15 protein-coding genes are annotated in these 15,815 nt (G+C 50.7%); 2 read left to right on the forward strand and 13 right to left on the reverse strand.

The annotated features are described in order from the left end of the window. Positions 1 to 5: 5 nt before the first annotated feature. From N5E87_RS01805 to recG, 13 genes are all read right to left on the reverse strand, one after another. Positions 6 to 824 (reverse strand): outer membrane lipoprotein carrier protein LolA, encoded by an 819-nt coding sequence (locus tag N5E87_RS01805; RefSeq protein WP_279774950.1) that lies wholly within the window; start codon positions 822 to 824, stop codon positions 6 to 8. Further along, positions 821 to 1,255, reverse strand: a complete 435-nt coding sequence (locus N5E87_RS01810; RefSeq protein WP_011621149.1) for an acyl-CoA thioesterase — start codon at positions 1,253 to 1,255, stop codon at positions 821 to 823. The genes N5E87_RS01805 and N5E87_RS01810 overlap by 4 nt, the downstream gene beginning before the upstream one ends. Next, complete coding sequence (locus tag N5E87_RS01815) at positions 1,252 to 2,817, reverse strand: aromatic amino acid ammonia-lyase (protein ID WP_089068671.1); 1,566 nt, start codon at positions 2,815 to 2,817, stop codon at positions 1,252 to 1,254. Before N5E87_RS01815 ends, N5E87_RS01810 begins: the two co-directional genes overlap by 4 nt. Further along, positions 2,814 to 4,622, reverse strand: a complete 1,809-nt coding sequence (locus N5E87_RS01820) for a glycosyltransferase family 2 protein (protein ID WP_279770945.1) — start codon at positions 4,620 to 4,622, stop codon at positions 2,814 to 2,816. Before N5E87_RS01820 ends, N5E87_RS01815 begins: the two co-directional genes overlap by 4 nt. Positions 4,623 to 4,642: 20 nt before the next feature. Then, positions 4,643 to 5,017, reverse strand: coding sequence for a thioester dehydrase (locus N5E87_RS01825; protein WP_279766861.1), 375 nt, complete (start codon positions 5,015 to 5,017; stop codon positions 4,643 to 4,645). Continuing rightward, on the reverse strand, positions 5,010 to 6,374 hold the full coding sequence (locus tag N5E87_RS01830; RefSeq protein ID WP_279774951.1) for an AMP-binding protein: 1,365 nt from the start codon (positions 6,372 to 6,374) through the stop codon (positions 5,010 to 5,012). Before N5E87_RS01830 ends, N5E87_RS01825 begins: the two co-directional genes overlap by 8 nt. Then, positions 6,371 to 6,919 (reverse strand): hypothetical protein, encoded by a 549-nt coding sequence (locus N5E87_RS01835; protein WP_011627439.1) that lies wholly within the window; start codon positions 6,917 to 6,919, stop codon positions 6,371 to 6,373. Before N5E87_RS01835 ends, N5E87_RS01830 begins: the two co-directional genes overlap by 4 nt. Further along, entirely contained in the window at positions 6,919 to 7,167 is a 249-nt protein-coding gene (locus N5E87_RS01840) for an acyl carrier protein (protein WP_011621155.1), read from the reverse strand. The genes N5E87_RS01835 and N5E87_RS01840 overlap by 1 nt, the downstream gene beginning before the upstream one ends. A gap of 9 nt (positions 7,168 to 7,176) precedes the next feature. After that, a complete protein-coding gene (locus tag N5E87_RS01845; protein ID WP_011621156.1) occupies positions 7,177 to 7,431 on the reverse strand; it encodes a phosphopantetheine-binding protein in 255 nt (84 codons plus the stop codon). Next, a complete protein-coding gene (locus N5E87_RS01850; protein WP_109287143.1) occupies positions 7,418 to 8,266 on the reverse strand; it encodes a lysophospholipid acyltransferase family protein in 849 nt (282 codons plus the stop codon). Before N5E87_RS01850 ends, N5E87_RS01845 begins: the two co-directional genes overlap by 14 nt. Continuing rightward, positions 8,259 to 8,996, reverse strand: coding sequence for a beta-ketoacyl synthase chain length factor (locus tag N5E87_RS01855; RefSeq protein ID WP_279766863.1), 738 nt, complete (start codon positions 8,994 to 8,996; stop codon positions 8,259 to 8,261). The genes N5E87_RS01850 and N5E87_RS01855 overlap by 8 nt, the downstream gene beginning before the upstream one ends. 359 nt (positions 8,997 to 9,355) lie before the next feature. Next, positions 9,356 to 10,252, reverse strand: coding sequence for a DUF3014 domain-containing protein (locus N5E87_RS01860; protein ID WP_279774953.1), 897 nt, complete (start codon positions 10,250 to 10,252; stop codon positions 9,356 to 9,358). Between the two features lie 178 nt (positions 10,253 to 10,430). Beyond that, complete coding sequence (gene recG, locus N5E87_RS01865; RefSeq protein ID WP_279774954.1) at positions 10,431 to 12,506, reverse strand: ATP-dependent DNA helicase RecG; 2,076 nt, start codon at positions 12,504 to 12,506, stop codon at positions 10,431 to 10,433. Between the two features lie 392 nt (positions 12,507 to 12,898). On the opposite strand from recG, the gene N5E87_RS01870 reads away from it, so the two are divergent. Together N5E87_RS01870 and N5E87_RS01875 are read left to right on the forward strand one after the other, a co-directional pair. Next, complete coding sequence (locus tag N5E87_RS01870; protein ID WP_347815249.1) at positions 12,899 to 13,924, forward strand: ABC transporter substrate-binding protein; 1,026 nt, start codon at positions 12,899 to 12,901, stop codon at positions 13,922 to 13,924. A 10-nt stretch (positions 13,925 to 13,934) separates the two neighbouring features. After that, positions 13,935 to 15,758 (forward strand): sensor domain-containing diguanylate cyclase, encoded by a 1,824-nt coding sequence (locus N5E87_RS01875; RefSeq protein ID WP_279766868.1) that lies wholly within the window; start codon positions 13,935 to 13,937, stop codon positions 15,756 to 15,758. The last annotated feature ends 57 nt before the right edge of the window (positions 15,759 to 15,815 follow it).

Consider the following 15,815-nt stretch of genomic DNA (forward strand, 5'->3'; position numbering starts at 1 on the left):
CTGCCTTACTCTCTTGGACCAGTGTCTTTAGGCGTTGTCTGGCTGATGGCATATTGGGCTAACTCAGCCTCACTCAGTGGACCTTGGCGCAGCTCGCTAAAATCGATACGGGTGATATCCTGCGGACTCACACTCGGATTGGCGCTGAGTAGCACTAAGGCGTGTAGCGTATCGCTGCCTTCGAGCACCATATTAGCGATTGCCTTCTTCATCAGCGGATCTTTAGGGGTTAATCCCAACTGCCAGTTTGCGCTGCCTGAACTTGAGTTTTCTTGTGGCGACTTGCCTTGCGCTAAGGGCTCTTGGGCTAAAAAGTGCAGTTCGAAGTTTGCACTTAAACCCGAAATATCGCCGCCCAGCATGGCATTTACTAGACTCGGTAATAAATCCCCCATGGCTGCCGCGCTTGCCGAAGCATCGGCTTGGCTGATTTGTACTCGCCCTTGGCTATCTCGCTGAATAAGTTGCTTATCTTTTAAAATCAGCAAGGACTCGAAGGGGCTAAGTTGTTGCCAGATCAGCCCTTGTGCCTTGTCGAACACAAACTGGCCTTGGCTTACTAGAGGCTTTTTCAGCACTTTAAGCTGACGCGATTGCACAAAGTGGCCGCGAACCGTCTCGCCAAGATTGAGCTTTTGGCTAAGGGCGAGCAATGCAGCGTTATCTGCGCCTTGGGCAAATAGCGTTTGATATTGGCTCGAACTTGTGAGGTTCGAATCGGTGAGGCTCTGCGCCTGTACCGAGCCAAACAGCAGTGTGCAGCTTAAGAGTAGGCTTTGGCAGAACCCTTGCCACCACTTAGCTCGTGCGAGGAAGGCAATCATTCGCTATCCGCCTTTGCAAGCAGCGGGGCGATTTTGCTGCGGAATATCTCTGGCGTCACAAAGCACATTTCTTGGCTCGTCATATCCACCGCAGCCTGAATGGTATAGCCCTTGGTAATACGCTCACCGGTTGCCGTATCACGGATTTGATAATTGATTTTTAGACGATTTTCCCACTCGACCAACTCGGCGCGCACGGTAATGTTTTGCTCGAAGGTGCTGGCCTTAACGTATTTGATCTGCAAATCAATAATCGGCCAAGCATAGTTCGAGGCCTGCATTTGGCGATAGTTGTAGCCTAACTCGTCGAGTAATTTGCAGCGGGCAATCTCGAAATAACGCAGGTAATTACCATGCCAAGTGATCCCCATCGAATCCACATCGTGGAAGGGGATCTGCATGTCCATTTCTATGCTGAGCAAGGCTTTCATCGGCACACTTCCCATTCGCCCGCTTGGATTTTCGCAACGGTTTGGCGCAGCACGGCTTCGAGCGGTCTGTCTTCGACTAATGGCTCAAAATCGGCGCGCACTTGGGCGAGCGTGGTCGCCAGCGAAGGGGTCAGTGAGCTTTCGTCTAACTCGTTTTGTTTTATACGCAGGCCAATGCCTTGAGTCATGGCGAGTAGGGCTGCGGCGGCGACTTGCTCTGTTAGTTGCAATACGCGCATACAGTCACGGGCGGCGATAGTGCCCATGCTGACTTTATCTTGGTTATGGCATTCGGTTGAGCGAGAGAAAACACTCGCGGGCATAGTGTGCTTGAGCGCCTCTGCCGTCCAAGCCGAAACGCCGATTTGCACCGCCTTAAAGCCATGGTTGATGGCGCGGCGTGGCCCAGTTGAACCCGAAAGGTTAGCGGGTAAACCGTTGTTAAACTTAGGGTCCATCACTAATGCCATTTGGCGGTCGATGAGATCGGCGATGTTGGCGACAGTGTTTTTCAAGGAATCCATCGCAAAGGCAATGTGTCCGCCGTAGAAATGGCCGCCGTGGAGAATATGCTCGCCTTCACCATCGACTATGGGGTTATCGTTGGCGCTGTTAACTTCGGTTTCGATAAATTGGCGCATAAAGGGCAGCGCATCCTGCAATACGCCAATGATGTGCGGCGCGCAGCGGATGGAATATCTGTCCTGCAGACGATCTGAATTGCGGGGGTGAACATGGTGGTTCAAATCTTCCCTGATCCAAGTCGCGATTTGGTTTTGTCCCGGATGGGGTTTGGCGGCAAACAGAATATCGTCGAAATGGTTCGAGTTACCTTTGAGGGTTAACGACGCCATGGCGGTTATGCGGCTGGCTAAACGCGCTAAATATTGTGCACGATCAAAGGCTAAACAGGCTAATGCCGTCATCACCGCCGTGCCATTCATCAGGGCTAAACCCTCCTTGGGGCGCAGCACATGGGGCGTGATGTTCAGCTCGCGGTAAACCTCTTGGGTGGCTCTGCGCTCGCCGTTATAAATCACTTCGCGCTCGCCAACTAGCACGGCGGCGAGATAAGACAATGGCGTTAAGTCACCGCTGGCACCAACCGAACCTTCCTCTGGGATCACTGGCACTATATTGAGATTAAGCAAGGTTTCGATGCGCTTTAATAGCTCATAGGTCACGCCGGATTTACCGATGGCGAGGGAGTTTAAACGGCAAGCCATCACGGCACGCGCCTGCATCACGCTTAAGATTTCGCCGAGGCCACAGCCATGGAAGCGGGATAAGTGCAGTGGCAGCTCATGGACTAAGTCGAGACTCACGTTGACAGTGCAAGAGTCGCCATAGCCGGTGGTAACGCCGTATACCACACCTTCTTCGTGCAGCAGGCTGTCGATAAAGCGGGCGCCCTTTTGGATATAAGCTTGGTAATCGGCATCATCATTGAGTTTGACTTTAGCACCCTTAGCAACGGCGACGACTTGCTCTAATGTGAGTAACTGACGGCCAAATTCGATTGGCAACTCAGCGGTTGTCGTGTGAGTAACTGCGTGGCTCATAAATGCTCTGTCCTGTCTGTAGTGCGCTCCTGCTCTGGGAGTGCTGCTGTCGTTTGTGGGGCGGGTGTCGCGCGGTTGACCTTGCTATCGTCCCGCCAAAAATCAAAAAAGTTAAACCACTGCAAAGGCTCACGCCTTGCGTAGTATTCGAGGCGTTCGCTGTAGTTATGCACCGCCTGTTGTAGTCGTTCCATTCGCCCTGCACGCGGGCCCTTGAGACTGTTGCTAAAGTGCTCCAAATGCACGCGATATCGCCCTTGTTCGCGCAGGCAAAACATCAGGTACACAGGGCAATCCAAGAGGCCGGCCAGAATAAATGGCCCCTGCGGGAAGGCTGCCTCTTCACCCATAAATGGCGCATATACCACGCGTCCTTGGGAGTGGGATGAGGTTCTATCGCCAGCAATCACCACTAGCTCACCGTCTTCAATCTTTTGCTGTAGTAGCATAGAGGTGGCGGGATTAAGCTCGGTCACTTGGATCAAATTCAGCGTGCTATCTGGGTTTAATTGCTTGAGGACATTATTAAAGTTTTCGGCATGGCTGGTTAACACCATGACATTCACTTTGACCTTGCGCTGGTGGATTGAAATCGCGCGGCACAGTTCGAGATTGCCCAAGTGGGAAACCAATAACACCGCGCCTTTGCCACTTTCTAGCTGTTCGGCCAGTACTTGGCGGTCGGGAAAATCCACTTGGCTTAATTGAATGCGGTCGCACCAGGCATCGATTCTATCGAGCGCCGCATTACCGAAGGCGAGAAAGTGGTTCAGGCTATCGCGCCAGCCAATGGGGCGATTCAATTGGGGATGCTGTGGCTCGAGACGTTGCACGCGGCGCAGAAAATCCAACGAGGCTTCACGGCTGACTTTGCCCGTCAGGAAGAAATAGCAAATCACCGGATACATAATGGCGCGGCACAGCCAATGGCCGCCGAAACGGTAGCTTTCGACCAACAGTTTTATGCCCCAATAACTGCCGCGCTCCTTCATCCCCGACCAATGAGTTGATGTTTTATCGGGCTGGGGCGATTGCGCTTTCTGTTTACGGCGCAGTAGTTGTGGCAGGCGCTTTAACATGCCGAAAAATAATCGGGTGTGCAGCTTAGTGATGCGCACATTGTCGGCCACACCTTGAAAGTGGCTGACGCCGTTTTCGGGATAAATGACCTTAGTGGAGTGAAACAGAATTTCCACCCCTTGCCAGTAGAGTTTGACTAGGATTTCGATATCAAAATCCATCCGCTCCGTGAGGGCGTGCTGGCTTAATAGGCGCTCGGTGGCGGCTAAGGGATACACCCTAAATCCGCACATAGAATCTTGAATATCAAAGCTTAAGGTTTCGACCCATACCCAAAAGTGGGTGAGGTAACGACCGTAGAGTCGCCCCTTGGGGACGGACTCGTCGTACTCGGGCTTGCCCGAGATCAGCGCATCCGGCTTGGCCTGCGCCCTAGCGAGCATGGCGGGGATATCACTTAAATTATGCTGGCCATCGGCATCGACCTGTAACGCATGGGTAAAGCCATCGCGATAGGCACGGCGAAGCCCCGTCATCACAGCCGCGCCCTTACCACGATTGTAGGGGTGTTGCAGCAGAGTCACCCAATCGTGTTGCTCCGCCAAGGATTGCAGCAGATAGCGGGTCTCATCGTTGCTGCCATCGTCAATTAAATAGCAGGGCAGATTGAGGGCGGCAAGCTCGGCCAAGGTCTGGGCGATCGCGGCGCTATGATTGTAATTGGGGATCACCAGCGCCAGCTTGATTGGTGCCGTGCCCATTAAATCACTCGGCGGGACTAGCATTGTGTCGCTCATACCGTCGCTCACAGGGACGCTCCATCACCTTGCTGACTAGCAAAGCTGATACGCCCGGAGGCATAGCGGTGGTCGCCATCGCTGTAGGCAAAGGTTAACTTCTCTTTGGCAGCATTATGGCTAATGGCTAAGGTGACTTCCTGCCCTGGCAGAATAAGCTGTTGAAACTTTAGCACTTCTAAATTAGCGACCGCAGCGTTGTAACCAAAATGCTCGCAACCTAAGCGCACGGCCCAATCGAGTTGGGTCACACCGGGGAGCACGGCTTGCTCGGGAAAATGGCCGTTAAAATATTCGAGATCGGCGGCGACAAAGAGGCGCAGTTCAATACTTTCTGGGCCGATCTCTGATGCGAGGATCGGCGGTAAACTCGACTTAATCATGGTCAAATAACTCAACTAGCTGGGCGACGACGCGCTTGCCCTGAGTGTTTAACGGTAAGGTTTCGGGGTAACGCCAGCGGCGCGGTAAGGTCACTCGCTCGAACTGAGTCAGTAGATGCGCTTTTAACGCATTGTTGATACTGAGTTTTCCCTGCTCTTGGTGCACACTTCGGCCCAATGGCGACAGGGTGATCACTGCCCCTAGCTGGGATTTAAACTGGGGCAATACGACCAAGGCGGCCTGCTCGACATAGGCGTGGCTACAGAGCAAGGTCTCCATTTGCGCCAGTGAAAGACGTTTTTCTTCAATCTTAACGATGCGGTCGAGTCTTCCCTTGAGCCTGAATTGGCCATTGGCCGTTAGCTCGATTTTATCTTCGCAACGTAACCACTGATCGTCGGCCAAATAGGCCGACTTCAGCAGCAGGGCACCATCGTCAGCGTCTTGGTCTATGGTAATTTGTTCAAACACTTGCCAAGGTTCGTCGGCCTCGTGTTGGCGACGGTAGGCGATACCGCCGGTTTCGGTGCTGCCGAATATCTCGATAGGTAAATGGCCATAGCACTGGGCAACCCCTTGGGCAGCGGTAAAACTTAACGGCCCGCCGGAGCTAAAGACTAAGCTGGGTGAGCGCAGTTGGCGTTCGTGTTCTAGCGCCTTAGGCAAACGGGATAATTGCGCTGGGCTACTGATCAGGCACAGGTTTGGTAACAAGGCGGTGTAGTAGCTTAAGGTCTCAGGGTATTCGATTTGCTCGCTTAAAAAAGGGCGACTGGCGGCTAATGGCCAGAGGATTTTAAACAACAACCCGTAGATATGCTGATGGGAAACAGTCGAGACTACACTGCAGTGAGGCAAATGCTCGGCGAAGGTGTGCTCGAGCACAGTCACTTCGGCATCGAGCTGCCTTAAGCTCTTGCGAATCGCCTTGGGCTCGCCACTGCTGCCCGAGGTAAAGAGCAGCAGTTCTCCAAAGGTGTCGCTCTCTGGCCAAGGTTTGGTGGGCAGGCTCAGCTCTTTATTCAGCAGGATAAAGGCGTGGCTCTCGCACAGCGGCTTGTCTGACAGTATGCCTTCAAACTGATGGGTCAGCTCACTCAGGGTGCCGGTTTGGGTGTTGGGCGGCAGAATAATTTCCTTGCCCGCCAACAGTGCGGCACACAGACCCACGGCAAACAGATCGCTGGTATCACTCGCCAGTAACCATTTTTGTTCAGGCGCTTGGCGCAGCTGCTCGTAAAAATGCGCAACCTGATTGGTAAACAGGGCACCTGTGACTATGTCATGGTGATTAAAGCTGATCAGTTGTTGGGCGAATGGCCCTTGGGTTAACCAGTTTTTGAGTAGTTGTGTCATGTCTTCTTCAACCAAAAGCTGCGATATAACCATTCCCCACCGAGGAGCAGTCCCATGAGTACGTATGCAATCAAACCGTTATACAAGGTCCAAGTTGCTAGGCTGGTAAATGCGGCGGTATAGGCCGCCACAGTGCCGTTTAGGATAAATAAGCCACACCAAAGCAGGGTGACTTTTTTAAGATAACCTATGGCTTCATCCGGCAAGTCGGGCTCTTTGAGCCGTGCGAGCCGTTCAATCATGCTCGGGCCTTGGTATAGCGAGTAGCTAAACAGGGCTAACATGGTGAGGTTTATCACCACGGGGTAATACAAGAGCCAGTCGCTGCGTTTGGCGACAAAACTGCCCGCCGTGAGCGCAATCCCAACAAGCAAAGGCAAAACTAAGGTTTTAACCTTTTGCTTTTGCAGCATTAAACGCACTACCAACAAGAGGCATAGCACTAGGGCTATGGTGCCTGCTGGCAGATAATTCAGTCCTAAATACACGGCGACTGGATAAGCAATCAGCGCGAGTGCGGTTAGTACTTGTAGCAGGACACGCATTAGTCTTTAACTAGCCCTTCAATGGCGTTAACGACGTCGTTGACTGTACGCACAGATTTAAACTCGTCGGGCTGAATTTTTTTGCCCGTGAGCTGCTGTAGCTTAATCACTAAGTCGACGGCATCGATGCTATCCAGATCTAACTCTTGATAGAGATTCGCCTCTGGCGTAATGGCATCGGCATCGATTTCAAACTCATCCACCAAAATCGTGGTCAACATAGCGAGGATTTGTTCGCGGTTTTGCATCTTCCTCTCCTACGGACGTTGTGATTCGATGAAGTTAGCTAGGCTGGCGACGCTGTAAAAATGCGCCTTAGTGCTATCCGAGTTCGCTTCGATTTTCACATCAAATTTTTTCTTGATGGCTAAACCCAGCTCGAGCGCGTCGATCGAGTCGAGTCCGAGTCCTTCACCAAATAGCGGTGCATCTGTGTCGATATCATCAATACTGACGTCTTCTAAGTCGAGGCAGTCGATGATCAACTGTTTAATTTCGTTATGTAAAGTCATAATTATTTTCGAGTTGTTGTTGATAATATTGTTCAAGGTCTCGGGTTAATTGCCGAGCCATTTTCGCATGCTCACCCAAAGGGGCTTGGTAGCCTTGGTGAGAAATTGTGTTACCGATTTCGACGGCCATTCCCATGGTTTGCCTTGGGATCTCATACCAAGGTTGTTCCTTTGTCAAACCACGCACATTAGTGCGCAAAACCACAGGTAAAATATCGGCTTGGGTGCGAATAGCAATATTGGCAGCACCGCGGGCAAATTCGTTAATGCTTGCACCAAATACGGTGCGTGTGCCTTCGGGAAAGATAATCAGGTTCGTGCCGCGGGCGAGTACTTCTCGGCAATCTTCGAGCATGAGTTCGGCGCCGCGATTGGGAATATATCCCGCGCAGGAGACTACGCCACGTAAGAAGGGATTGCGCCACAGCCCCTGTTTAACGATACAGCCCGCATTAGGCATCAAGCTGATTAATACCACCACATCGACCAGGCTCGGGTGATTGGCAATCACTATCACGCCCTTGGCATTTCGCAGTAGCTCGGCATTATGGGTGCTGACTCGGATAACTCCTGCCCAAGTCAACATGGCCACAAAGCCTTTAAACATAGTGTGCACGGCCTTTTGCACGCGGATAATCCGCGCCTCGGGCGTGCCCGGCCAAAAACGCAGCAGTGGCAAAATGGTTAACGAGCTTAACAGTCCACCGAGACCAAAGGCGATGTAGCAACTGACGCCGCCGAGCCAACGCGGGATATAGTTGATTCCCGCGCGGCGTTTTTCGGGCAGCGTATAAGCGACATTAAATTCGGCATTGTGTGGCACTGGATTAGGCATGCGTTAGGCTCCAGTGCCAGTGTGACAAGCAGCCGTCAATATCCTGTGAGGTTGCCAGCGCATGAATCAACATGCCATAGGATAGCGGCGTGGCGTTTCGTTGCTGCTCTGCTGTCAGTTGGCTTAGGGTGAGGGTGACGGTTGCACTCTCATCTGCGGGCGCTAGGGTCAATCCCAGGGCTAAGGGCAACTCAAACTCTTGAGTAAATTCATCATAGACTGGCGGGACGGGATCATCGCCAAACACCAATAACAGTGGCTCAGGCGATTGGTGCAGCTGGGCGAACGCTTCCACCATGGCTTGGGAAAGGGTTTCTGTGCCCGCGGCAATCGAGGTCGAAGGGGCGGTGTTATTGGTTAAAATGCCAAAAATACCACTGCCAGTGTTATGCACCGACTGACTAAAACCTAAGGGGGAAAGCGGTTGTTTTTCAATGATGTCTTCGAGCAGGCCGATGGTGCGGTGCAGCTCGCCGTGGCGAGAAGCAAATATCGAGCGACAGTTAGGCGCGGCCTCACATTGGAAGCTGACATCCAGCATCATCTTGGTTAAACGGCTAAAACGTCTGCGCTGCATGGCGGGGACTTGGGAAAGGGCTGGGGAAATCCCCTCGAGGTCATTTTCTTTGCTTGTGTCAGCCGAGTGCTTGCACCAAGTTTGCCAGTCATCACGCTGTGGATACTTTGGCGCCCATGCGCCCCAAGAAAGGATGCTGAATCTGAGTTGCACTACTTTGCCTCGACACTATTTAAAGCTGTCTTAGTTATCCCTAACTAAGCGAAAATTTTAATGAATTGATTGGCTTATCGCTATTTTCTCGCTGGATTGACGAGCACAATTCCCCCGTTTATTGAGTGGCTTATTCTACACTAAGTCCTTAGTTTTAATGAAGCCATTTGCATTGTGATGGTTAACAAAATGCAATTAAGTTCGAATTTATCACCCAAGAGTAACATTCGTTGCAGCTGAGGTATTGGGAGGATAGAGGATAAAACCTTGGACTGAACCTGAGTTGAACAAGTCTATAGGTAGTATTTTTAAGATACAAAAAAGGCGCACTAGGCGCCTTTTTAGACAAGCTTTGGGCATTACTGGGCGAGTTGGTTTTCCAATTTACGCAGCGCTGCTTTGACTTTACGGGTGTTTTCAGGCCCCATGCGGATCATCAGTTTTTGCGCGCTCGGCAAGGCCTCTAAATTAGGATCCACAAAGCGGTAGTTCACGCTGATTGAACTGAGCTCAATAGGCTCTTCGATGATAGGGGCGGCAAGCATGATTTTAATGGCTTGCAGCATTCGGTCATTGAACTTGGCGTTGCTGTAACCTAACTCGGCAAAGGCCTCATCAAACAGAGGTGTGAGCTGTTTGTAAGTGTGCATTAAGCTTGCTTCATCCATGCTGGCAAGTACAGTCGCGTAGGCATCGTATCTGTGGTAACTCTCTGGATTTAAATACACTTTGCTAGTGATTTCAGACACAGTGAATAGCTTTTCTGGGCCTTTGACTGGGCTGACTTTGCGGGCGAGATCGCCTTGGGCCAAGTTGTCCACAAACACCACAAACTGACGGGCCAAATCTTGGTTCACTAAAGAGGAACCGACCACGTTGTTATTGATGATCGCCAGCGCTTTTTGATGCACAAAGGCATCGCTCTCAGGCAGGCTAGGGACGACTTCTTCAGGAATGGCAGGCTCGGTTGGCGTGACGACGGTTTCGGTTTCCGGCGTGGTCACCGCTGGTGCTTCATTTTCCACTGGCGCAGTTTCAGGCTCAGTGCCTGTCTCGAGCGTCATAGGTTCAGATGAAGGCGGCTCAGGCAGCACTATCGGCGCATTGGGGATGAGCTTGGGTGAGTCATCTTTCGTGTAGTAATAATAACCTCCTGCAGAGAGCAGCACGACGAGCACAATCGCAATCAAAGCAAAGCGATTACTGCTTGAAGAGGTTTCTTGAGGTGTAATTCTATCATCTTGATTAACTTGCATTTTACATCCTTCGCTTAAGTGTCAAGGTAACGGGGTGAATACATGCAGCTAACATTTAAAGTGCAAGTGCCAACGAGTTGTCGGTGGCAGGTTCATTGTGCAAGTTTCCACGCGCTTGTCCATAGCGGTGAGCTGAACAGGCTGAATTTATTTTACCTTGAAGGGGTTAGCTTAAGGTTTAGGCCTGAACGTATTGTTGCCTGTGTCCAAGCCAACGATGAATAATGGCATCGACCGATTCTGGTGCCTGTGACATCACATGGCTCGCCAGTTTTTGGATATGTGGAATAAGCGCCTGATCGCGGACAAGGTCGGCGATTTTCAGCTCGGCCAGTCCCGTTTGCTTAGTGCCCAGTACTTCGCCCGGCCCACGGATCTCTAAGTCTTTCTGTGCAATCACAAAACCATCATTACTTTGCCTGAGCACATTTAACCGCTGGCTCGCGGTTTGGCTCAATGGCGCCTTGTAGAGTAACACACAATGGCTCGCCACGGCACCGCGCCCTACGCGGCCCCGCAGCTGGTGCAACTGTGCAAGGCCCAGTCGCTCGGGGTTTTCGATAATCATCAAGCTGGAGTTGGGGACGTCGACACCGACTTCAATCACTGTGGTTGCCACCAAGAGATGTATGCTTCCCGTCTTGAAGTCGGCCATAATTTGTTGCTTTTCAGCACTTTTCATCCGGCCGTGGACTAAACCTATGCTCAGTTCCGGCAGCGCTTGGCGCAATTCCTCGGCGGTATCTTCCGCCGCTTGGCACTCAAGGACTTCGGATTCTTCAATCAGAGTACAGACCCAATAGGCTTGGCGTTTATCCGTGACTACGCTGTTGTGGACGCGCTCGAGCACTTCATTGCGACGCGAATCGGGAATGGCGACTGTGGTGACGGGCGTGCGGCCGGGCGGCAACTCATCGATAATTGAGGTGTCCAAATCGGCGTAGGCCGTCATGGCTAAGGTCCGTGGGATCGGCGTTGCCGTCATAATTAACTGGTGGGGATGAAAGCCTTGGTTAATGCCTTTTTCCCTGAGTCCCATCCGTTGGTGAACCCCGAACCTGTGCTGCTCGTCAATGATGATCAAGGCCAGTTTGTTAAAGGTTACCTGTTGCTGGAAGATGGCGTGGGTACCTATCACCATTTGCGCCGCGCCCGATTCAATATCGGCTAAGGATTGCGCCCGCGCCTTGCCTTTAAGCTTGCCCGCTAGCCAACCCACTTTTAATCCCAGAGGCTCAAACCAGGCGGCAAAGTTTGCCGCATGCTGCTCGGCGAGTAATTCGGTAGGCGCCATCATCGCCACTTGGTAGCCATTTTCGATGGCCTGCAGGGCGGCTAGGGCGGCGACTAAGGTTTTACCCGAACCCACATCACCTTGAACTAAGCGCATCATGGGATGCGGTTGCTCTAAATCTTTACCTATCTCGGCGACGACCCGTTGCTGTGCGCCCGTCGGTTTAAAGGGCAATGAGGCGAGAAAGGGATTCAATAGTTGGCCGCTGGTGTGCATGGTCACGGCGGCGTCGAGATTGCTGCGCTGCCTGAGTCGGAGCATGCTGAGGTTATGGGCGAGCAGTTCTTCTTGCACCAGCCGTTGCTGCGCCGGATGCTGGCCGAGCTCTAAGTCAAATTGTGATATTCCAGCGTGGGGGCGATGCAGGGTTTGCAGCGCTTGTTTTAAGCTCATGCTGTTGGGCTGCAAATTGGTGGGTAATAACTCGGTCAAACCGCCGTCTTCTAATAATTCGAGGGCTTGCTCGGTGAGCTTGATCCAACTCGCCTGCTTGAGTCCTTCCGTCGTGGGATAAATCGGCGTAAGGGTATCGCTTAAGTGAATGTCTTCACCGGGATACACAATTTTGTACTCGGGATGGACGATTTCTGCCTGATGATTACCACGGCGAATTTCACCGTAGGCGCGGATCATTAAACCATTTTGCATCGCATTGCGTTGCGCCATCGAAAAGTTAAAGAAGCGCAGGCTCATGCTGCCGGTATTATCCCGCACATTGCACACCAGCATGCGTTTGCGGCCTTGAATGATTTGCGTCGACTGGATTTCGGCTTCAATGGTGCCGTAATTTCCCGGCATTAAGGCGGCAATAGGGTAAATCTGAGTGCGGTCTTCGTAGCGCAGGGGTAAGTGAAACAGCAGATCTTGTACTGTTGTGATGCCGAGCTTGGCGAGTTTTTCCGCCACCCTTTTGGCGACGCCTTTGAGGTCGGTGATCGGAACAAGATCCAATTGCTGCAAGTCGTTAGCGCTCAATCACTGTGAATTTATACATATACTAACAGAGTATAAGCGTAAGGCAATCTTGGGCTTGACGCTGGCGAAAGGATAAATGGCGATGGGTTAACTGGCGGGGAGGCGTTACACCAAAAGAATGAACTTAGCCGTTAACATTTAAGTTATCTTATTAAAATTAAAATGAATATCCTATAATTGTTTGCGCTGAACTTAGGCAAAAATAAATATTCTTAGTTACCAAGTTCACTTTTTATTATTTTGTGGTTTAATCAAATAATTGGTTACCAGCGACATGCTTTGGTAATTATGCGGTAACAAGGTTGTGAATCGAAATAATAAAGTGACCTCCAGTGACGGAACACATTTGGGGAAACACCGTCGAGGAGAACTCGCTTTTGCGTCTATGGTATTTGAGTTGTTTATTTATAGGCCTGCTGTGTTCCATATCGCCTGCATGGGCCAAATTAGAAGTGGCTTTTTTTAACCCTGGCGCCGCAACGGATAGCTTTTGGGGTGATGTCGATAAATTAATGCAAGTGGCTGCCACTCAACTCGATATTAATTTACAAATAACCCATTCAGACCGTAATCATTTTAAAATGATTAACCAATTAGAGGTATTATTAAGCTCTACCTCATCCATCCCTAGCCATATTATTTTGGTAAATGAGAAGCAGTCAGCAATAAAAATGTTGCAGTTGCTCTACCACTATCCCATATATGTGCAGCTGATATTGAATGATATTTCAGTGGCCGAGCGAGAAACCTTATTAGCGGATCCACATTGGCAAACCTATTTATTACCAGCCATTATTCCCGATAATTACGCGATTGGCGCCGAAACGGCCAAAATCCTATTAAGTGGTTTAAAGGATGAAAACGCGAAGGTTTTATTAATTTCGGGCGATAAGTCGACGCCTGCCTCAGTGCTGCGCACCCAAGGCGCCAATGACTACTTTTTTATGCAGCACAATGCCACTGTGACTCAAACCGTCTATGGCCAGTGGAGTCAAGATATTGCCTATGGGCAAACCTTAACTTTGCTTTCCCGCTATCCCGATTTAAATCTGATTTGGACGGCCAGCGATAATATGGCCTTGGGAGTGTTAAAAGCCTTGCGGGAAAAAGGACTTCAGCCTGGGCGTGATGTATTGGTGAGTTCAGTGAATACCTCCGCAGAGATTTTACAGCTTCGCCAATCACAGCAGGTCACCACTTTGGGCGGCGGGCACTTTTTAGCGGGCGCTTTGGGATTAGTGCAGCTGAAGCATTATCAAGCAACTTCGCAATATTATCCCTATGCGGACATACAACTTTTTAGTGTCCTTAATCCGGATTCGGAGTTTTATCGGCTGTTAGTCGCTAGGGATTGGGCGGGAATTTTTAAGACACAGATTTTGGATAAGTTGCCACAATCATAAATAGGTATCCATGAAGCATCGTAATCATTCCATCAGTCACAGAATGACGCTCACTATTATTGGGGTGAGTTCGTTTTTTGCTGTCCTGACTATGTTGGTACAGTTGATATGGAACTATCAAGAGAGCATAGATAAAACCACGGCGGATATTCGTGAATACTCCGAATCCATCTTACCCAGTGTGGCTAAGTCGCTGTGGGATGTTGACCATAGTTTGTTATCGGATTTGTTGTCTGGCCTTGGGATGATGCCCATGGTGGCGAGCGTTAATCTAGAGAGTATCGACGGCGTTGCCATGCAATTGGGTAAGTCGATTCATTTAGATAATCGTCGGCAAACCCTGTTTCACTATCCCATTAACTATCAAGAGCAGCAGATTGGCATGCTGACGGTCGGTTTAGATACGGACACACTCTATTACGAGTTGTGGCAGCAATTGATCATCATAGTATTAGGCAACGGGCTGAAAACGCTGCTGATGATTTACTTGATTCTCTCTTTGGTTCGCTTGTTAGTCACCAATCGCCTCTCGGCGCTGGAGCGGTTCGCCAATCAAATTAACCTGCACTCCCTGCCTAAGCTCAATGTGCCCATGAGTGTGATGCAAAACTCCGATGAGATTGGCCATGTCGCCCAATCGCTACAGGACATGTATCAGCGGATCCGCAACGATTTGGCAATCAATAAACGCCAGCAACGGGCGCTGCAACAACAGCAAAACCAGTTGGCGAAGCTGGTCGATGAGCGGACTCAAGAACTCAATTGGCAATCCAAGGCAAACCAGCTGCTAGCCGAGATGTCGTTGCAATTTTTAACGACAGACACCACCCGATTAGATGAGTCCTTAGCCGAGGTCTGTGGCCGCATTGGTTGCCTATTTGATGTTGAACGGGTGAGCATTATTGAATTTACCCAGCAGCACGCCCGATATCGGAGTTTTTGGAGCTGCGAGTCGCAGGCGGGCAAGATCCAAGATATTTCCATCGACAGTGTGGCTGTGCTGGCACAAAAATTTACCTCAGAGTCGACCTTAGTCATTGAGTCGGTTGCTGAACTGGCGGATGAATCACCAAAGGAATATCAAGCCTTGTGCTCGGTCGGCATCTGTTCAATTGCTGCCTATGCGATTAAAAATAACAATCAACTCTTGGGGTTACTCTCGCTTACTATGGTCAGTCGTCCATTAAATTGGAGCGTGCAAAAGAAGGTGATGCTGACGCAATTTGCCGCGGCACTGAACGAATTATTACTGCGTGAGGAAAAAGAGCGACAGATGCTCAGCCTGCAACAGGCTTTAGTGTCGGTGAATGCTCAGCTGCGGGTGATGGCCGACACCGATGAATTAACCGGATTAAGCAACCGCCGCCCCTTCACTCAAACTCTAGAAACCTTGCTCCAGCAAGACACTTCCTTCGGCCTGCTCATGTTGGATGTCGATTACTTCAAGAGTTACAACGATACCTACGGCCACCTCGAGGGCGATGCGGCGCTTAAGCGAGTGGCGCAGGCGTTAACTCAGTGTGGTATTTTGCCGCAGGAGAGTTTACTTGCCCGTATTGGTGGTGAGGAATTCGCGATTGTTCTGCAACAGATTTCACCAATCCAATTGGAGGCGATAGCCAACCAGCTCTGCTACCAAGTGGCCGCCTTGGAGATCCCCCATAAAAGCTCCCCAAAGGGCAAGATCACCCTGAGTATTGGTGGGGTGTATTTTCCTAAGGAGAGCCAGGATGGCTTAACGTTGTCGGAGGTACTGCGCCGTACCGATATTTGTCTGTATCGCGCTAAAGATCAGGGGCGCAATACCGTGGTGATTGATTCGAACCATAAGTGACTGTTAATTGAGGCACGGCACCACAGCTTGTCTTGAGCATGGCTCTGCGCCGATTTA

The sequence above is a fragment of the Shewanella sp. GD03713 genome (assembly GCF_029843705.1).
Taxonomy (GTDB): Bacteria; Pseudomonadota; Gammaproteobacteria; order Enterobacterales; family Shewanellaceae; genus Shewanella.